Here is a 17,362-nt window from a genome sequence, read left to right on the forward strand (position 1 = left end):
CTTGAGCCGCCGGACCGGTACGGTTAAGTGTCCAACAACTGCCTTCTCGTGTATGAGTGGACGACCGCTAGACGTCCTCGAAGCGTCACTCGGCGACCGGGTCAGCGTTCGACTCAAGAGCGGCGAGGAGTACGTCGGCGATCTCGCCGGCTACGACCAGCACATGAATCTCGTCCTCGAGGACGTCGCCGTCTCCCAGGAAACGGATCCGACCGACGAGCCCTCGGTCCAAGACACAACCATTATACGCGGCGATAACGTCGTTTCGATCACTCCATGACTGGCGCAGGAACCCCGAGCCAAGGAAAGAAGAACAAGACGACGCACGTCAAATGCCGGCGCTGCGGTGAGAAATCCTACCACGTCAAGAAGAGCGTCTGCTCGTCGTGTGGCTTCGGCAAATCGGCCAAACGCCGCTCGTACGCCTGGCAGGGCAAAACCGGCGACAACTGAAAGGAGACGATCTGACGGTTCTTCGCGTATCGACTCGGTGATCGCGCCACTTCTCGTTTGTCGATCATCGGTTGCATTCCGCTCGTAACAGTGGTACGCCTCACCGGTAGACCCCTGATCACTCCTCGAGCAACCGCTTTAGCCGGTCGAGTTCGGTGAGTGCTTCCACGGGGGTCAGGTGGGCCAGGTCGAGCGCCCGGAGTTCGCTCGCGACGTCGCTCGGGTCGTCGCCGCCGTCTGAACTCACGGGCGACGTGGAAGCTGGCGCGACAGGGCTCGAAGCGGAATCTGAGGGGGCGTCGATCCGATCACCGGAACCACCGTTGCTGTCGCCGTCAACCAGCGCGCGAGCGCGCTCGACGACCGGGTCGGGAACGCCCGCCGCCGTCGCCACCTCGACGCCGTACGAGCCAGCGGCCGCGCCGGGAGCAATCTCGTGGTCGAAGGTGACGTCGCCGCTCTCCTGGGTCGTCTCGAAGTGGCGGGTGAACGCCCCCTCGAGTTCGTCGGCCAGTTCGGTCAGGGGGTGGTGGTGGGTCGCGAAGAGCGTCAGTGACCCGATTTCGTCGTGGAGGTGTTCGGTGATCGCGCGGGCGATGGTGAGGCCGTCACTCGTCGAGGTGCCACGGCCGACCTCGTCGAGGAGGACGAGCGACCGCTCGTCGGCCTCCCGGAGTATTGTCGCGAGTTCGTCCATCTCGACCATGAACGTCGAGCGCCCGCCCGCGATGTCGTCGCTGGCGCCGACTCGGGTGAAGATTCGCTCGGCCGGTGTGAGCGTCGCGCCTCGAGCGGGCACGAAGCTCCCTACCTGCGCCAGCAGGACGATCTGGGCGACCTGTCGCATGTACGTCGACTTTCCGGACATGTTGGGCCCTGTGATGATCGCCAGCCGATCCTCGGCGTCGAAGCGTGCGTCGTTCGGGACGAACGATTCCTGGGTTCGTTCGACGACGGGGTGACGGCCGGCCTCGATTTCGATGCGGGAGGCGTTGCCGTCGCTGTCGCTGTCGCCGCCGTCATCGTCGTCACCGCTCCCACGCTCGAGCACCTCGGGCCGACAGTAATCGTGCTCCGCAGCGACGGTCGCCAGGGAACACAGCGCGTCGAGTGCCCCGAGGGCGTCGGCGAGCGTCTGGACGCGCTCGACTTCCGCACCGACGTCGCGACGGACCCGACAGAACAGGTCGTACTCGCGCTGGTCGGCCCGGCTCTCCGCGCCAACGATCTCGTCCTCGCGTTCCTTCAACTCGGGCGTGACGAAGCGCTCGGAGCGCTTGAGCGTCTGACGGCGCTGGTAGTCCGCCGGGACGGCCTCGAGGTTCGGGTTCGTCACCTCGATGTAGTAGCCGTGGACCGAATTGTATCCCACCTTGAGCGAGTCGACGCCCGTCCGCTCGCGCTCGCGGTCCTCGAGCGCGTCGATCCACTGCTTGCCGTCCCTGGCCGTCTCCCGGAGGGTATCGAGGCGCTCGTCGTAGCCGTCGGCGACGATACCGCCCTCGGTGACCTCGTGGGGCGGGTCGGTGACGATCGCCCGGTCGATCAGCCGACGGACGTCCTCGAGCGGGTCGAGCGCCTCGCGGATTCGGTTCAGTCGACCGGCCTCGGCGTCCGCCAGCGCCTCCCGGATTTCGGGGACCACTGCGAGAGTGTCACGCAACGAGCGCAGGTCGCGCGCGTTGGCTCGCTCCCTGGAGATGCGCCCGATGAGTCGCTCGAGGTCGTACACGCCCGTCAGCGCGTCTTGGATCGCCTCTCGGGTACGGGGGTCTCGAGAGAGTTCCTCGACGGCGTCGAGGCGGCCGTCGATGCGCTCGGTCTCGAGCAGCGGTCGCCGGAGCCAGTCCCTGAGTTTTCGGCCGCCGAGGGCGCTCGCCGTCTCGTCGAGCACGCCGACGAGGGTGGCCTCTTTGCGACCGTGGACGCCTCGCGGTTCGAAGAGTTCGAGGCTTCGGACGGCGACGGCGTCGAGTAGCAGGTACTCACGGGGGTCGTACCGACGGAGTCGTGAGAGGTACTCGAGGCGTGGGCGGTCTGGTTCGTCGCTTTCGTCTTCGTCTCCGTCTCTACCTCCGTCTACGTTTTCGTCTTCCTGGCGCTCGTGCTCGATCGATTCACCGTCGTCCGTCTCGCTGTCGTCCGTCGCCTCGTGACCGCGACCGTCCTCGTCCACAGCCCCCTCGACGCCCCCACGAACGTACTCCGCGTAGGCGAGCACGGCGCCGCAGGCGCGAACCTCCGCGTCGTTCGCGACGAGCGCCTCCGCTCGAGCGACGTACGTCTCGAGGAGGTCCGTGGCGCGTTCGAGGGCGAACGCCCCGGGGTCGAACGGCGTGACCATACACCGCTCCGGGAGGATATCGTCGGGAGCGTTCGGGCCAAGGACGGCCTCGGCGGGCGCGAAGCGGCTGATCTCGTCGGCGATTCGCTCGGGGCTGCTGGCGCTGGTCGTCAGGAAGTCGCCGGTCGAGACGTCCAGGAGGGCGAGGGCGACGTCTGCGTCCGGGTTCGTGCTCGCGTTCGTGTCCGGGCTGGTGGTCGTGTCTGCGTTCGCGCCCTCGGAACCGTCGCCTACGGCCACCGCCGCCACGAAGTTGTTGTCGTCGCTCGAGAGCAGTTCGTCCTCGGTGAGCGTCCCGGGCGTAATCACCCGCGTCACCGCCCGTTCGACGACGCCCGCCGACTCACCCGGTTCCTCGACCTGGTCGGCGATGGCGACCCGGTAGCCGGCCTCTAGCAGGTCCTCGACGTAGGTCGCGACGTTGTCGACGGGAATCCCGGTCATGGGATACTCGCCGGTCGAGTCCTCGCGGCTGGTGAGCGTGAGCTCGAGCAACCGCGCGGTCGTCTCGGCAGCGCCGCCGAAGGTCTCGTAGAAGTCGCCGACCTGGAAGAGGACGATGGCGTCGTCGTACCGGGCACAGAGGTCGTGGTACTGGGCCATCATCGGCGTGAGTTCCGCGCGCCGCTCGGACATCGATTCGGGGGGACCAAGCGCGGAGTCCATACTCGATAGCGGCGTCCGAACGCAAAAATACCTGCTGGGTTGGCTTCTAATTGGTACCGGTCGCTAAAATGCAGATGAGAAGTATTGTCAGTCGATTTAATGACCCCAGAACTTGCTTCGAAAAGATGCGGTCTAATTACGAAGAGTAGTCAATAAGATTAAATGTAAATTCAAAGTATCGGTACTATGAACAGTCGACGTTTTCTTACTGGTATCGCAGTATCCGGGTCGGCCTGCGGTGCATCGGGATGCCCCGAATTCACCAAGTCTAAAATTCCTGTGGCGATTGGTGTGATTAATAACAGAGGGAGAATGAAAACCGTAGATATTGAAATAACACGAAGGGTCTCCACGGTTTTCGAACAGACCACAGAGGTCAATCCCTCGAGTGAAGATACTGACGATGGGGATTCATACTGGCCGGTTGCGATTATTCACGAGTTAATCAAAGAAGACGTCGAGTATCAACTATCGGTCGATACGAACAGAGGAGACTCGACGTCGACACATGTCGTGGCTGAGTGTACCAAAGACGGGAAAAACCCACGGATGGACGATTCGGCTTCAATCTGGGGGTGGGCTACTGGTTCACGATGATTGTATAGACGAAGATCTATTACCCATAAGATGATTTTTGCGTTTCGGACGGTTATGAGGATTCTTCGAAGTACAGATGGACGTGTCGTCGACAGCCCGGGTTGAACGACGTGCCACAGCGCGGGCAGGTGTGCTCGCACTCGAGGTACTCGGGGGCCGTCATGGTCGACCGACAGACGCCGCAGTAGACCGCAGGCTCGTCGAACCGGTCGCGCGGCCACGGGACCGCCTCGTGGTCCGCCACGGCCTCGTGACATCGGTAGCACGCGAAGAAGTCTCCACAGCAGCCGAATCGGAGGGCAACGACATCGCGGTCACTCCGGTAGTGGGCACAACGCGTTTCGGTATCGAGGTCGACGCCCTGGACGGACACGTCGCGGTCGGAGTCGCTCACGCTCGAGACGTTGGGCGCCGGGAAGGAGAGTGTTGCGTCGGCGGGGTTCGAAGGGATCGACAGTTGCCGGTCTCGAGGCTACTGGCCGGGTTGCAGCACTCAAGGCTACCGTCAGGACACCAGACTCGTGGGGCGTCCGCTCAGTCGAACGCGACCGTGTCGCCGCGCCGGAACCGGTCGAGGCGCTGGTAGCCCTGGATCGCGCCATCCGAATCGAGGGTGAGTTCGTACCGCCCCAGGATGTCCTGGGTGTCGGGCACCGCTCGCCGTTCGACCACGTCGACGACGGCCATCCAGCCCTCGTCGGTCGGCGAGATTTCGCTAATCGTATCGAGCGGGTGGCCGATGATCGAATCGGCGGCGCGCTCGATTCGCCGTCTGATCGCGAGGAATCCCGCGAGCTGGTCGTCGTCCGTTTCGGCCTCGAGGTCGACGTCGTCGGTGTCGACCGCGTCCGGATCAGTGGTTTCCTGTTGGTTCATCTGTGAGTCCTCGCTGGTATCGTCGGCTTCGTCGGTGTCCTCCGCAGTCGATCCCTCTGCAGCCGATTCGTCGGCGTTCTCGCTCGCCTCCTCCTCGTCGACCGTCTCGTCGTCCGGCCCGTGCTGGTGGCAGAATCCATCCTCCTGGGCGGGCCGCGAGCACCGCTCTCCGGAGGACGTGATCGCCTTACACTGGTCGGTCGACGCGGATTCTGCTTCGGCCATAGGTTTTCTTCGTCGTCGAGCGAGTTAGTGGTTGGTGTCAGTCTCGTCGTCAAATGACGTCTGCGACGCGGCCCTCGAGGGTGGCGACGTCGGACCCGTCCTCGCGACCGGCGAACTTCGGCGCAAGGACGTCGGTGAAGACCGTCACGAGTACCTCGTCGTCGATGGCGTCGTCGTTCCCGGAACCGAATACCGCGAGTCCCTTCGCCGCCGTGATAGCGACGCGGGTCCCGACGACGACGTCGAGTTCCTCGCGAAGCGCTCGCGTCGCGTCGACGACCTGCTCGATCTGGTCGTCCGGCAGGTCGACGTGCGCAGCGACGATCTCGCGCTCGGTCTCGGCGTCGTAGTAGTCGACGTGGACGCCAACCATTCGATCCAGGAGGGCGTCCTGCGGTTCGTGGACGCCCGCGTACTCGGCCGTGTTCGAGGTGAGGATCGCCCGAAACTCCGGGTGGACGTCGATCTTCCGATCGTCGCCGCGTTTCTCGGGCCGCTCGAGGACGCCTTCCTCGAAGACCGATAGTAGGACGTTGTGGGCGAGCGGGTCGCTCCGGGAGAACTCGTTGTAGACGAGCGTCGCGCCCTCGCGGGCGGCCACCGAGAGCGGGTTGTCGACCCACCGCTCACGCACGACCTCGGTTCGCTTGTGGACGCCGCTAACGTACTGATCGTCCTCGACGTAGCTCTCGCCACCAGCGTGCTCGCCAACGAGGGTACCCGTGTCGACCGCCTGGTCGCCGTCGATCCAGACGACCGGACGACCGCGTTCGGCCGCCGCCTCGAGCGCCAGCGCGGTCTTTCCGCAGCCGGTCGGCCCGACGACGTGGACTGGCTGGTCGGCCTCGAGCCAGCGCCCGATGCGGGTCGTCAGGGCCTCGACGGCATCGGTCGAGACGAACGGCTCCGGGGCCGCCGACTGGGGCGAGTGGAGGGCGTCGGTGCTGGCGTCGGTTGTGCTGGTGGCGCTACCGCTGTTGCCGTTTTCCTTCGCTGCCCGACGACGCTGTTTCTCTGCTTTCCGTCGCTCCTTGACGGATCGGTCGCTCCTGATCTTCCGTCCGCGAACCTTTCGTTTGCGTCCGGAGTCCGAGCCCATTCGTGGTGATCACTCGGCCGCCGATTGCGGCGACGATTCAGGTCGCTGCTCGATTTCGAGTTCCTCGAGGTCCTCGAGGTCGCCCTCGGAACTCGCCCGTTCTATCTTCGATATTTCCTCCGCATAATGGAGGAACGTGTCGACCGAGGCGACAACGACGCGGGCCTCGACGGTCAGGAGTTCGATCCCGACGACCGAGACGCGCGCCCAGATGTCGATAACGACGCCCTTGTCGAGGATTCGGTCGAGCACTTCGGCGAGACTCGATGAGTCAGGTCTGCGTTGTGGTGCTGCCATACAGCCAGACTAGGAACGGGAACGGGGTTCACGGCTTGCACTGCAACTGCAAGCCTATGCGTCGAACTCGATACGCGTCTGCGCCCGCCGATTTGAGCCGAATCGTCGCGACCGATGACCGATGAATCGCCTGCATACCGAGTTCCGTTCGCTTACCGGGCTCACTGCGCCCACTCGAGCAACCGCGCGTAGACCGGGTCCGACTCGAGTGCAGCCGGGTCGCCGACCAGCACGAGCGCCCGCTTGGGTCGGGTGAGCGCGACGTTGATCCGCCGATAGTCCTCGAAGATTGGCCCCTCGAGGTCGCCGGTCGCCGTAAAGGAGATGACGATCACCTCCTCGCTCGAGCCCTGGAACCGGTCGACGGTGTCGACCGTGACGTCGGCGGGGACCGCGTTCGAGATGGTCGCGACCTGCGCCCGGAAGGGGGCGATGACGCCGATCTGGCTCCGGTCGAGTCCCGCTCGCTCGTACGTCTCGATCAGCTCGACGATTCGTTCGGCCTCGACGGCGTCCGTGTATTGCTCGCCGTCGCCCTCGACCGGGACGAATGCGACGGGGTCGCGAAGGGCGTCAGGGAGGGCATCGCGGGAAACGCCCGCCAGGTCGTCGAGCGTCCGGCCGGCCACCTCGGCCGTCGCCGGGCGCAACGCGCCGTCGTAGAACTCCCGCGAGGCGAACGACTGGATGCGCTGGTTCATCCGGTACTGGCGATCGAGCATCACGCCGGCGTCGGGGTGGAGGTCGACGAGGCGTTCGAACAGCGAGGTCGAGAGGTCGTTCTCTGCGCGCACGACCGGCGGCAACTGCTCGTGATCGCCGACGAGCACGAACCGGTCGGCGAGTTCGATGGCAGCGTACGTCCCCGGTTCGGTGAGCTGGGCCGCCTCGTCGACTAGCGCCACGTCGAACGACTGCTCGGCCATCACTCGAGAACCGCACGAGGCCGTCGTCGCCGCGACGACCTGCGCGCCCTGGAGTTCCTCGAGTCGTTTCTCGGGGTCGCCCGATCGCTCGAGGCGATAGCTCTGCATGTCCTCACGGACGCCACTCTCGCTGCCGACCCGGACGACGGTGTTGGGGTCGATGTCTGCCTCGTCGAACGACTCGAGCACGGCCTCGAGCGCGTTGTCCACGGCGCGGTTGGTAAAGGCCGACAGCAGGACGCGCTCGCCGCGTTCGACCATCTCGGTGACTGCCCGGGCGATGGTGTACGTCTTCCCGGTCCCCGGCGGGCCGTGGATCAGCGCGCAGTCCCGGGCGCCGACGGCCTTTCGCACCGCTTCGTCCTGGGCCGCGTTATTGTCGACGAACGTCTCCTCGAGGTCGTCGAACTCTGGATCGACGCGACCGAAGAGTACGTCCTTCCGTCGCTGGTCGCCCTTCAGCAGGGCGTCGTGCAGCGCCGTCAGCAGGCGGTCGGTCGTGAGTTCGGATGGGTAGATGTCCAGCCGAGTCACCGCGACGGGTTCGTCGGCGGTCAGGACGACCTCCTCGTCCAGCCGTTCGATGCGGGCGAGTTCGGCCTCTCCGCGAACGGGATGGCCGTCGCTCGCGAGCACCAGGTCGCCCTCGCGGATCTTCGAGGTCGCCGGCGTGCGCTGGCGTGCGCGCAACTCCCAGCGCCCGCCCTCGAGTTCGCGCATTTCTTCGAACTCGAGGTCGATGATCGCCCGGTCGTCGTCGGCGCGCTCCTCGGCGGTCTGTTCCCAGAGTTTGGCGTACTCCCGATGGACCTCGCGGCGTTCCTCCTCGATGGCGCGATAGAAGCGATCGAAGTGCTCGAGTTCCTCGTCGGGGAGCGCCTGGCCGATGGACCCGGCCTTCGACTCCTGGTCCAGGCGCCCGGAGACGACCATGCAGGTGTCGCGCTCGAAGCAGTACTCGCACTTCGCGTCCGCTTCCTTTCCAGTCGGGATCGACCCCGACATCTCCATCGCTGCGATCTCGTTTCGCAGGCGGACGACGTACTTCAGCAGACCTGCCCCCATCGAGAAGTCCTTCGCGGGCGTGAGGTCGCCGGTCTCCTCGTCTCGCTCGAGCGCGGAGTTCTTGGTGTAGAGCAGAGTTCCGGTATCGACGGGGTCGCCGTGTTCCTCGAGCAGGAGGGCGTAGCAGGCCGCCTGCACCTTGTCCTTGAACCGGGGTTCCTTCCGGAGGTTCTTTCCGGTCTTGAGTTCGACGGGAGCCCCGCGGCGGATGGCGTCGGCCCGCCCACGGATGCCGAAGGTTTCGCTGATGAGCAACTGCTCGGAGCGCCACTCGTTTGCTTCGGGGGCGAACGATTGAGACGAGTTGTCGGCAGTGGTCGCCCCATCTTCGGCGGCAGCAGCCGCCCCATCACCACCCGTAAGCCGACCCTGCTCGAGCCATCCCTCGATGGCCGCGGCGTTCTTCCGGACGTCCTCCTCGACTGTTGCGGGCGACTCGCCGAGCAGGCCCAATTCGAGGCCGCGGTCGTCGATCCGTTCGTCGATCGCGGCCTCGAGGTCACGACCCCGGAGCAGATCGCCGAACACCTCGTGGACGATGGTCCCCTTGACCACCGGGTAGTTGAGCGGGACGCCCGAGAGCTTGTTCAGGTAGTACAGTCGAGGACACTCGACCCAGTTGCGAATAGCCGTCACGTTCACGAGGAAGCTCGGTTCAACGACGACGTAGGACTCTTTCGTCGTCGAGTACTGTGTCTCCCCCTGGTACTCACCCTCCTCGGCGTTCGTGACCAGCAGTTCCATCCCCGGCTCGAGGCGCTCGGCGGATTCGGTCCACTTGCCCCAGCAGGTGACCGTGACCGTGGCCGAAGCGTCGTCCGCTTCATCTGCATCGGCCGCTACACCCGTGTTGGCTACTGCCTCGGAACCCGTCTCCTCGCTCTCGAGCGACTCCACGCGAACGGGCACCTCCGCGAGTTCGCTCTCGCCGTAACTCGTCGACACCGTTCGGATCGACACCTCGCCGGCGACGGTTCCGCGTACGTTCACGGCTATTCTGACGGACCCGGGAGGGAAAAACGCTATCGGTCGCTCTCGCGTCGTCCCACGATCGTTTCCGGTCCGGAAACACCGTATTACCGGAGTAGTTGCCCACAGAAGGCCGTAACGGTAGAACGGGCTTTTGTCGATCCTCGCCGACCGACGAGACCGTGAGACAGTCGAATCGACGAGCGCCCACCCCGCTCGAGATCATGGCCGATCGCCACGCCGAATCGACCGGGAGCCATCGAACCATGGAGCGTGACCCACGCGACGAGTCGACCCAGATCGCGAACGAAGAGCGACGGAAACAGACGCCGGTTCTGAGCGCGATCATCGCCGGACTGGGGCTCTGGGTCGCGCTCTCGGGACTCCTCCTCGACGCGGGAGCGACGACGACTGCGGTCACGAACAACCTCCTCGTCGGCCTCGTCATCGCACTCGCCGCCGGATACAACTACTATCGCGTCCGAAACGACGTCCCGCTAAGCCCGGTCGTCGCCTCTCTGGTCGCCATCCTCGGCCTCTGGCTGATCGTCACGGCTCCCGCCCTCGGAATGGTCGGCGCGCTATTCTGGAGTACGTTCGCCGGTGGCATCCTCGTCGTCGGTCTCTCGGGCTGGACCGTCTACTCGGCTCGAGATGCACGAACCGTAACCGGGGATGTTCGGTCGCGGTTCTGAGCCCGAGACACGGCTCGAGGAACATTCGTTCGATCCGAGTTACGGTTCGAGGGAGGCTCGTTCGACTTCGACTTCGAGTCGCCGCCGTCGATGGGTCGCCTCGAGAAAGCCGGCGGCGACGGCGGCGAACGCGCCCATGACGATCGCGAAGCCGATAGCGGGGAGGAGCGGTCCGTCGGTGATCACCCCGATCGCGAGCTGGGCGACCGCGAGGACCACCGGTGTGACGACGACGAGCGCGGTTTCGACGGGTGCGGTTCGAAACAGTTCCGTCAACGCGAATGTATCGATTGCGGGCATACGAAATCCGTTCTTACCGGAGTCCGGAACGGGGGTTTCGTAGCTCTTGTGGTTCTCGAGCAATCCCGAAACCGATCACGAGACGGCGGTTCAATCCCGCGTTTGTCTGGAAACGTCGTCTTACGCGGCAGACGGGGCGCGGGTCGCCCCGACCGATACGTATTTTCTTCCTGGCGCGAATCCTCGAGTATGCGGATCCGTGACTGGCAGGACGTACTCGAGGACGTCGTCGAACGGAACGTCGACCCCGAGGGCTGGCGCGCGGTCGCCGGCGACCGGGCCCGCGGGGTTGGGGAAGATATGTACCTCGCTCACCCCCGTGTCGGACTGTTCGTCCTGAAGACGTACGCGAAAAATCCCTACGAGGTCAGGGGCGTCGGGAGCCGAGTCGCCCGCCGCCTGGACGACGAGATCGGCTCGTACCTCCCCGACGAGGAGACGCCCAGCCGGTTCGCCGTCCAGTCCCCACCGGAGGACGAGGACCACGCCCAGTCGGTCGCCAGACGCCTCGAGACCGTCGTCCAAACGCACGCCGACGCGCCCACGCGGCCACAGGACTTCTTCGACGACGTGATGGGCGCCCTCGAGAGCCCCGCGTTCGGGCCGATGGCCTACGATCAGTACGACCGCCCCGACGAACTCGAGGGACTGTCCGACGAGTTCGAGGACGCCGAGAAGTTGCTGGACGCGGAACTCGAGGATCTGATCGAGGAGGACGCGGTCGATCGCGGGTTCATGTAGCGAGCGTCGTCGTCGTTCCACGTGACGCTTGGCGAGTACGCTCGAGGAGACGTCTAGCAAGAACGCTCGAGGAGAACGCCTGACGAGCATAATCGACGAATACACTCGACGATATCGAGCCCGTCCGTCAATCGGTCGTCACGGTCTCCTCCGGCCCGCCGTCTGCAGGCGCGTCGGCCCACGCCCCGTCCGCGAGGTCGATCGCGCCAGTCCACTTGGCGACGACCGACGAGACCGCGAGGTCGCCGGTGACGTTATTCGTCGTCGCGATCCGACCGAGGATCGGATCGACGCCCGCGACGAAGCCGACGATCTCGAGTGGCAAGCCGAGCGCGTTCAGGATGACGGTGAGCATAATGAGCCCAGCCCCGGGGACGCCAGCCGTCCCGATGCTGATCAGGATCACCGTGAAGAGGACGAGCACCTGCTCGCCCAGTCCCAGCGAGATGCCGACCATGTTAGCGGCAAAGACGGCCGTCACCGCCTGCCGGATCGCCGCGCCGTCCATATTGATCGTCGCCCCGAGGGGCAACCCGAAGCCGTACACCGACTCGTCGATTCGCAGGTTCTCTTCGGCGTCCGTGATCGAGACGGGCAAGGTGGCGGTCGAAGAACGGGTCGTGAACGCCATCAACATGGCATCTTTCGCCCCATTAAGGAAGTCAAGCGGCGACTGTCCGAGAATCCCGATCGTCATCACGCCGAGATAGGTGACGGTCATGTGGATCACGATCCCCACCGCGATGACGCCCACAAGCGCGCCGAGTTGCACGATCGCACCGAGTCCCTCGGTCCCGATCGACGCAGCCATCAGCGCGAAGACGCCGACGACGCCGTACTCCAGGACGCCCCAGATGATCTTGAACAGCGCCTGCGTTCCGGCCTCGATGAACGCGAAGAAGCCGCCGATCGCCCCCTCGACGGACTCGTCGCTTGTGGCCTCGCGGACCGACGTCAGCGCAAGCCCGAAGACGATCACGAAGAAGATCGTCGCGAGGATGTCGCCCTCCACCATCGCCCCGAGCGGGTTCTCCGGGACGATCCCCAGCAGGACCTCCGTGACCGTCGGTGGCTCGGCCTCTCGAGCCTCGCCACCGGTCAACTCCACGCCGGTGCCGGGGTTGAACAGGTTCGCGACCGCGAGGCCGATGACGGCCGCGACGGTTGTCGTTGCGATGTAGAGCCCGACCGTGAGTCCACCGACCTTGCCCAGCCGAGACGGCGTCAGCTTGCGGATCCCGCCGAGCAGCGTGAAGACGATGATGGGGATGATGAGCATCTCGAGGAGACGCAAGAAGAGATCCCCCAGCGGGCTGAGAACGCCTGCTCGCTCCCCGGCGACCGCGCCGAGAGCGGTGCCGAGGACGAACGCGACGGCGATGCGGTAGATGAGTGGGACGGATCGATACGTGCTCCACAGGCGCCGGTGGAGCGGCGCGCGGGTCTGGCTCATTGGCTTCGTTTCTAGCTGAGGCTATCAATCGGTGTCGCTGTCGGTGAGATTCTCCGCCACCTGTGACGGTGAACGCCACGGGAGCCTACTACCGCGGTTCACTCCGCTGCACAAAGAGTCACTCACTACTACGCGTAAAAAGCCCTTGAGCGTTACGGTGGTTTTGAACGGTACCGTCACACCTTGTACCCCTCGGATTCAACGGATACACGGATAACACGATGCATACGCTGTTTCCCACGTGCCTCGAGACGGACCGACTGATTTTCGAACGAATCAGCCACGAAACTGTCGACCCGTTCGAATTGTACGCGTTCGTGAGCCGAGACGACTGGCAGACCGATGCGACCGAACACATGCCGTGGTTCCGGCTCCAGCGACTCGATCAGGTCGCCGAGTTCATCGACCGGGCCGAACAGCAGTGGGCCGACCGCGAGCGGGCGCGATACCTCCTTAGATCGAACGACGAAGGTGGCGAAATCGTCGGGACCACGGCCTACAAACCCGAGTGGGACGCCCGCCGTGCCGGATCGGATATCGTCCTCGCACCGGCGTACTGGGGCCGCAAGTACGGCCTCGAGCGGGCATCCGCGTTCGTCGAACTGACATTCGAGCGGTACGACCTCGAGGCGTTTTACACGACCTGCGCCGCCGACAACGAACCGTCCCGACGGATGATCGAGAAGTACGTAGAGAAGTACGGTGGCCGCCACGAGGGACTACTGCGCCAGCACTCGCCGCGGCCAGACGGGACGGTGACCGATCAGCATCGATTCACCATCGTGCGAGCAGAGTACGAGGATGTGACAACGGAACTCGAGACGCTCGATTTCGACGTCGAATGGGAGATGCCACCGCCTCGAGGCAGTTCCAGCGAATAATTCAATAATTATAGTATAACATTACAGGAGATATATTAATAGGTTACCTGCGTTCGAACGACGTTCCGTCTGACCGTGGGGCTGGGAGGCAGTGAGGCGGTGGCGGTTGCAAGCCCAACGACCTTTTGGGCGAACCGTCAACCACGAACTGGTGAAGCCTATGTCCGAAGAGACAGATCACGGCCGAGACGTCGAGCTGGCCAAAGAGGATCCCGAGGCGGACGAGGACGAAGAACTCACCGAGGAGGAAAAAGAGGCCCGTCGTCGACGAGCCGAAGAGGAGCGAAAAGACGACATCGAGCACGGCTCGACCGAGCGCGAGAACGAGGCGCTCGAGCAGGAGAACCCGGACAATCACCGGGACGAACCGCCACACAACAGCTAACGGCTACCAGCCACCGACGAACAGCGACGTACCACTCCGCCACCACCAACCAGGCCCGCCGCTCGAGAGAGCCAACAGCCATTTCGACGCCGCACCGTTCGGTTACGCGTTGCGAATCGCTCGAGCCATCTGCTCGCTAAAACTCGCAGATAACGGTACCTCTTTTACTCGCCCACGCTACGCTCGAGTATGACCACGCTCGGGCTGGTGATCGCCCAGTTCAATCGCCCGATCACCGAACGGATGGAGGACGCCGCACTCGAGGCCGCCGAGGCCGCCGAAGCCGACGTGTACGACGTGGTGTCGGTCCCCGGTGTCTACGACGCGCCGCTGGCCGCCGATCGACTCGCCCGCCTCGAGGCCGTCGACGCCGTCGTCGTGATCGGGACGGTCATCACCGGCGACACCGACCACGACCAGGTGATCACCGACGCCGCCGCTGGCCGTCTGGCCGACGTCAGTCTCGAGCGTGACACCCCAGTTACCCTCGGCGTCACGGGCCCCGGCATGTCCGCCGCGGAGGCCCGCGAGCGCGTCGAAAATGCCGCGAAGGCCGTCGATGGAGCGCTCGCCCTCGTCGAGGAACTGCCAGCAGACGAACCAGCCGACTGACGGACAGCGAAACCCACCACAGCCAAACCCACAGCCATGACCATGGAATTCACCGACCGCGTCTCCCGAGTCGAACCGTCCGCAACCCTCACCATCTCCGCGCTCGCCACCGAACTCGAGGCCGACGGCGTCGACGTCGTCGACCTGAGCGTCGGCGAACCGGACTTCCCGACGCCCGAAAACGTCGTCCAGGCCGGCAAGGACGCGATGGACGCCGGCCACACCGGCTACACCACGCCCGCGGGTCACCTCGAGCTTCGCGAGGCCATCTCGGAGAAATTCGCCGCGGACGGCCTCGATCACGGCCCGGACGAGATTATCGTCACGCCCGGCGCGAAACAGTCCCTCTACGAGATTATCCAGACCCTCGTTCAGAGCGGAGACGAGGTCGTCCTCCTCGACCCCGCCTGGGTCTCCTACGAGGCGATGGTCGAGATGGCCGGCGGCTCGCTCTCGCGAGTCGACCTCTCACCGTACGACTTCCAGCTCGAGCCAGCCCTCGACGACCTCGCCGAGACCGTTTCGGACGACACCGACCTGCTGATCGTCAACTCGCCGTCGAACCCCACGGGCGCGGTCTACTCCGACGCCGCCCTCGAGGGCGTTCGCGACCTGGCTGTCGAGCACGACGTCACGGTCATCTCCGACGAAATCTACAAGGAGATCACCTACGGCGTCGACCCCACGAGCCTGGGGACGCTCGAGGGGATGGCCGATCGCACCATTACGGTCAACGGCTTCTCGAAGGCCTACTCGATGACCGGCTGGCGGCTGGGCTACTTCGCCGGACCGACGGACCTGATCGACCAGGCCAGCAAACTCCACAGCCACTCGGTGTCCTCGGCGACGAACTTCGTCCAGTACGCCGGGATCGAAGCCCTCGAGAACACCGACGACGCGGTCACCGAGATGGTCGAAGCGTTCGAGGACCGGCGCGACCTCGTCCTCGACTTGCTCGAGGACCACGGCGTCGACGTGGCCGTTCCGGACGGCGCGTTCTACATGATGCTCCCCGTCGACGACGACGACCAGGCCTGGTGTGAGGGCGCCATCGAGGACGCCCACGTCGCGACCGTCCCCGGCAGCGCCTTCGGAACGCCAGGGTACGCCCGCATCTCCTACGCGGCGAGCGAGGAGCGACTCGAGGAGGGAATCGAGCGGCTGGCGGCCGAAGGCTACCTCTGATCGGCCTCGAGACGGCGCAGTCGCCACGTTTTTCAGCCACACACATAGTTTTATTGATATTATCCCCGTAGCGGGAATATGGTTCTCGAGAATCGTCGATCGCTGACAGCCGCACAGATCGCCGGCATCTACGCGGTCGTGAGCGGGCTGTGGGTCGTCCTCACCGATCGGATCCTCGAGACGCTGTTTCCAACGATCGCGGCCATGGCCGTCGCACAGACGGCGAAAGGGCTCGTCTTCATCCTCCCTTCGACGGCCATCATCTACGCCCTCGTCGCCCGGAGTCGGCGCGAACTCGAGGCTCGAGGCCCAGACTCGAGCGCTTCGGGACCTGACTCGAGCCGTTGCCCGAATCCTGTAACCCGAACCCTGTAACCTGAATCCCGCTACCCGCGGCGTCGAAGAATCCGCTCGACGATCAATCTTGTCGACAGCAGTTCGTCGTTGTACTTCGGCTCTCGCCCCGACGCACGCTCGACCGTGCAGTCGATGCCGCGGGACTCGAGTTCGGCTTCGATCGCCCCGGGGTCGTGGTGCTGGTCGTGACCCAGCGCGATCACGTCGGGGTCGAGTTCCTCGATTGGCCGGAAGATGTCCTCGCGATCACCGAGGATGGCCTCGTCGACCACCTCAAGGGCAGCGACCAGCTCCCGGCGTTGCCGGGCAGCACAGATCGGCGCCTCCTTGTGGTCGACGTTCGTCGGCCGGGCGACGATGACGACGAGTTCGTCGCCCATCGCCCTGGCCTGCTCGAGGTAGTGGACGTGGCCGGGGTGAAGCAGGTCGAAGGTTCCCTGGGCGACGACGAGCGTCTCGTCGGATCGGCCCTCTCGTCCCCGGATTCGTGCCGTTCGGTCGGTGTCTCGCGTATCCGTCATGGTAGTCTCTTACCGTCAGTCGTGTTACTGCCGTCACTTCTCGTCGCGTCCGCCGCGCTTGCGTCGCTCGCCGTGCTTGCCGTGCTCCCCGCGCTCGTATCGCTTACGTCGTTCGCATCGCTCATCCGCGTAACTCCTCGTCGATGTCCGCCTGCGTGAAATCGAAGAACGACTCGCTGTCGGGCAAGTCGACGTCGATGACCTCGAGGTTCGTTCGCCGTCCCTGCGAGTCGAACGCCTTCCAGTCGTTCCGGCGGTAGGGCGCGCCGATGATGACGTGTACGCTGCCCCGGCCGAACGTCTCGAGGTCGGCCTGGCTCGGCCGGATCACGCCGTTGGGGTGGGAGTGGACGCTGCCGAGGGCCTTCACGTCGTTCGGAATCGAACTGGTCTGAACGGTCGCGCTCACGCTGTTGGACTCGGTTCCGGGGATGATCAGCACGTCGGTGATGACCAGTCCCTCCCGGTCGAGACCCAGTTCCGTGGCCTCGGTCCCCCGGAGAAACCCCATGTACTCGTCGGGGTGGGCGGCCTCGGAGGACTCGAGGGCGAACTCGAGGGTCTCCTCGGCGATGCCGAGAATGTCGCTCGAGCGAAAGAGCGCGTCCAGCAGACCCATGCCCCTACGTCCGGCCCTGACGTTGCTAAACGTTCCGGAAGCCGACGCCCGGGGTCGGGGTCGGTGTTCCCGGCGGTCCGGACCGGGACCGGCCGT

General features: G+C 64.9%; 20 protein-coding genes. 10 read left to right on the top strand and 10 right to left on the bottom strand.

What is annotated here, in order from left to right:
• Positions 1-52: 52 nt before the first annotated feature.
• The gene (locus tag NGM29_RS16735) at positions 53-280 is read left to right on the top strand and encodes an LSM domain-containing protein (protein WP_254157817.1); all 228 of its coding nucleotides are present in this window, start codon (positions 53-55) and stop codon (positions 278-280) included.
• Positions 277-453, top strand: a complete 177-nt coding sequence (locus NGM29_RS16740; RefSeq protein WP_253437512.1) for a 50S ribosomal protein L37e — start codon at positions 277-279, stop codon at positions 451-453. The genes NGM29_RS16735 and NGM29_RS16740 overlap by 4 nt, the downstream gene beginning before the upstream one ends.
• Positions 454-571: 118 nt before the next feature.
• Here the strand turns inward: NGM29_RS16740 and mutS are convergent, their stop codons facing one another.
• Entirely contained in the window at positions 572-3,463 is a 2,892-nt protein-coding gene (gene mutS / locus NGM29_RS16745; protein ID WP_254157819.1) for a DNA mismatch repair protein MutS, read from the bottom strand.
• Between the two features lie 186 nt (positions 3,464-3,649).
• Here mutS and NGM29_RS16750 point away from each other — a divergent pair, with 186 nt between their 5' ends.
• Complete coding sequence (locus NGM29_RS16750) at positions 3,650-4,060, top strand: hypothetical protein (RefSeq protein ID WP_254157821.1); 411 nt, start codon at positions 3,650-3,652, stop codon at positions 4,058-4,060.
• A gap of 52 nt (positions 4,061-4,112) precedes the next feature.
• On the opposite strand, the gene NGM29_RS16755 is transcribed toward NGM29_RS16750, so the two are convergent.
• The 5 genes from NGM29_RS16755 to NGM29_RS16775 all read right to left on the bottom strand — a co-directional run bounded on the left by NGM29_RS16755 (position 4,113) and on the right by NGM29_RS16775 (position 9,538).
• Entirely contained in the window at positions 4,113-4,454 is a 342-nt protein-coding gene (locus tag NGM29_RS16755) for a CHY zinc finger protein (protein ID WP_254157823.1), read from the bottom strand.
• Positions 4,455-4,594: 140 nt separating this feature from the next.
• Complete coding sequence (gene gvpO, locus NGM29_RS21265) at positions 4,595-5,161, bottom strand: gas vesicle protein GvpO, halophile-type (RefSeq protein WP_305882368.1); 567 nt, start codon at positions 5,159-5,161, stop codon at positions 4,595-4,597.
• A gap of 49 nt (positions 5,162-5,210) precedes the next feature.
• A complete protein-coding gene (gene gvpN / locus NGM29_RS16765; protein ID WP_254157825.1) occupies positions 5,211-6,260 on the bottom strand; it encodes a gas vesicle protein GvpN in 1,050 nt (349 codons plus the stop codon).
• Positions 6,261-6,269: 9 nt separating this feature from the next.
• On the bottom strand, positions 6,270-6,557 hold the full coding sequence (gvpA, locus tag NGM29_RS16770; protein WP_253437521.1) for a gas vesicle protein GvpA: 288 nt from the start codon (positions 6,555-6,557) through the stop codon (positions 6,270-6,272).
• Positions 6,558-6,718: 161 nt separating this feature from the next.
• On the bottom strand, positions 6,719-9,538 hold the full coding sequence (locus NGM29_RS16775; protein WP_254157827.1) for an AAA domain-containing protein: 2,820 nt from the start codon (positions 9,536-9,538) through the stop codon (positions 6,719-6,721).
• Positions 9,539-9,699: 161 nt separating this feature from the next.
• Here NGM29_RS16775 and NGM29_RS16780 point away from each other — a divergent pair, with 161 nt between their 5' ends.
• Complete coding sequence (locus NGM29_RS16780) at positions 9,700-10,212, top strand: SPW repeat domain-containing protein (protein ID WP_311136833.1); 513 nt, start codon at positions 9,700-9,702, stop codon at positions 10,210-10,212.
• Positions 10,213-10,251: 39 nt separating this feature from the next.
• Here NGM29_RS16780 and NGM29_RS16785 read toward each other — a convergent pair whose 3' ends face one another.
• On the bottom strand, positions 10,252-10,512 hold the full coding sequence (locus NGM29_RS16785; RefSeq protein WP_254157829.1) for a hypothetical protein: 261 nt from the start codon (positions 10,510-10,512) through the stop codon (positions 10,252-10,254).
• Positions 10,513-10,701: 189 nt separating this feature from the next.
• Here NGM29_RS16785 and NGM29_RS16790 point away from each other — a divergent pair, with 189 nt between their 5' ends.
• On the top strand, positions 10,702-11,253 hold the full coding sequence (locus NGM29_RS16790) for a hypothetical protein (protein WP_254157831.1): 552 nt from the start codon (positions 10,702-10,704) through the stop codon (positions 11,251-11,253).
• A gap of 127 nt (positions 11,254-11,380) precedes the next feature.
• Here the strand turns inward: NGM29_RS16790 and NGM29_RS16795 are convergent, their stop codons facing one another.
• On the bottom strand, positions 11,381-12,706 hold the full coding sequence (locus NGM29_RS16795; RefSeq protein ID WP_254157833.1) for a dicarboxylate/amino acid:cation symporter: 1,326 nt from the start codon (positions 12,704-12,706) through the stop codon (positions 11,381-11,383).
• A gap of 221 nt (positions 12,707-12,927) precedes the next feature.
• On the opposite strand from NGM29_RS16795, the gene NGM29_RS16800 reads away from it, so the two are divergent.
• The 5 genes from NGM29_RS16800 (at position 12,928) to NGM29_RS16820 (ending at position 16,144) form a co-directional block, all read left to right on the top strand.
• Positions 12,928-13,587 (top strand): GNAT family N-acetyltransferase, encoded by a 660-nt coding sequence (locus tag NGM29_RS16800; RefSeq protein WP_254157835.1) that lies wholly within the window; start codon positions 12,928-12,930, stop codon positions 13,585-13,587.
• A gap of 160 nt (positions 13,588-13,747) precedes the next feature.
• Positions 13,748-13,972 carry a hypothetical protein gene (locus tag NGM29_RS16805; RefSeq protein WP_254157837.1) on the top strand — a complete coding sequence of 75 codons (225 nt, stop codon included), beginning with the start codon at positions 13,748-13,750 and terminating at the stop codon, positions 13,970-13,972.
• A gap of 189 nt (positions 13,973-14,161) precedes the next feature.
• Complete coding sequence (gene ribH / locus NGM29_RS16810; protein WP_254157839.1) at positions 14,162-14,584, top strand: 6,7-dimethyl-8-ribityllumazine synthase; 423 nt, start codon at positions 14,162-14,164, stop codon at positions 14,582-14,584.
• Between the two features lie 36 nt (positions 14,585-14,620).
• On the top strand, positions 14,621-15,769 hold the full coding sequence (locus NGM29_RS16815; protein ID WP_254157841.1) for a pyridoxal phosphate-dependent aminotransferase: 1,149 nt from the start codon (positions 14,621-14,623) through the stop codon (positions 15,767-15,769).
• 78 nt (positions 15,770-15,847) lie between these two features.
• A complete protein-coding gene (locus NGM29_RS16820) occupies positions 15,848-16,144 on the top strand; it encodes a hypothetical protein (RefSeq protein ID WP_254157843.1) in 297 nt (98 codons plus the stop codon).
• An 11-nt stretch (positions 16,145-16,155) separates the two neighbouring features.
• On the opposite strand, the gene NGM29_RS16825 is transcribed toward NGM29_RS16820, so the two are convergent.
• Both NGM29_RS16825 and NGM29_RS16830 read right to left on the bottom strand, forming a co-directional pair.
• On the bottom strand, positions 16,156-16,647 hold the full coding sequence (locus NGM29_RS16825; protein WP_254157845.1) for an FAD synthase family protein: 492 nt from the start codon (positions 16,645-16,647) through the stop codon (positions 16,156-16,158).
• Positions 16,648-16,768: 121 nt separating this feature from the next.
• Entirely contained in the window at positions 16,769-17,266 is a 498-nt protein-coding gene (locus NGM29_RS16830; protein ID WP_254157847.1) for a Mov34/MPN/PAD-1 family protein, read from the bottom strand.
• Positions 17,267-17,362 lie beyond the last annotated feature (96 nt).

Origin of the sequence: Natronosalvus rutilus, from assembly GCF_024204665.1 — an archaeon.
Taxonomy (GTDB): Archaea; Halobacteriota; Halobacteria; order Halobacteriales; family Natrialbaceae; genus Natronosalvus; species Natronosalvus rutilus.

Bases quoted from the DNA above. Each gene is read 5' to 3' on its own strand.
- NGM29_RS16735 (WP_254157817.1), top strand. From the start codon at position 53: ATGAGTGGACGACCGCTAGACGTCCTCGAAGCGTCACTCGGCGACCGG.
- NGM29_RS16740 (WP_253437512.1), top strand. From the start codon at position 277: ATGACTGGCGCAGGAACCCCGAGCCAAGGAAAGAAGAACAAGACGACG.
- mutS (WP_254157819.1), bottom strand. From the start codon at position 3,463: ATGGACTCCGCGCTTGGTCCCCCCGAATCGATGTCCGAGCGGCGCGCG.
- NGM29_RS16750 (WP_254157821.1), top strand. From the start codon at position 3,650: ATGAACAGTCGACGTTTTCTTACTGGTATCGCAGTATCCGGGTCGGCC.
- gvpO (WP_305882368.1), bottom strand. From the start codon at position 5,161: ATGGCCGAAGCAGAATCCGCGTCGACCGACCAGTGTAAGGCGATCACG.
- gvpN (WP_254157825.1), bottom strand. From the start codon at position 6,260: ATGGGCTCGGACTCCGGACGCAAACGAAAGGTTCGCGGACGGAAGATC.
- gvpA (WP_253437521.1), bottom strand. From the start codon at position 6,557: ATGGCAGCACCACAACGCAGACCTGACTCATCGAGTCTCGCCGAAGTG.
- NGM29_RS16785 (WP_254157829.1), bottom strand. From the start codon at position 10,512: ATGCCCGCAATCGATACATTCGCGTTGACGGAACTGTTTCGAACCGCA.
- NGM29_RS16790 (WP_254157831.1), top strand. From the start codon at position 10,702: ATGCGGATCCGTGACTGGCAGGACGTACTCGAGGACGTCGTCGAACGG.
- NGM29_RS16795 (WP_254157833.1), bottom strand. From the start codon at position 12,706: ATGAGCCAGACCCGCGCGCCGCTCCACCGGCGCCTGTGGAGCACGTAT.
- NGM29_RS16800 (WP_254157835.1), top strand. From the start codon at position 12,928: ATGCATACGCTGTTTCCCACGTGCCTCGAGACGGACCGACTGATTTTC.
- NGM29_RS16805 (WP_254157837.1), top strand. From the start codon at position 13,748: ATGTCCGAAGAGACAGATCACGGCCGAGACGTCGAGCTGGCCAAAGAG.
- ribH (WP_254157839.1), top strand. From the start codon at position 14,162: ATGACCACGCTCGGGCTGGTGATCGCCCAGTTCAATCGCCCGATCACC.
- NGM29_RS16815 (WP_254157841.1), top strand. From the start codon at position 14,621: ATGACCATGGAATTCACCGACCGCGTCTCCCGAGTCGAACCGTCCGCA.
- NGM29_RS16820 (WP_254157843.1), top strand. From the start codon at position 15,848: ATGGTTCTCGAGAATCGTCGATCGCTGACAGCCGCACAGATCGCCGGC.
- NGM29_RS16825 (WP_254157845.1), bottom strand. From the start codon at position 16,647: ATGACGGATACGCGAGACACCGACCGAACGGCACGAATCCGGGGACGA.
- NGM29_RS16830 (WP_254157847.1), bottom strand. From the start codon at position 17,266: ATGGGTCTGCTGGACGCGCTCTTTCGCTCGAGCGACATTCTCGGCATC.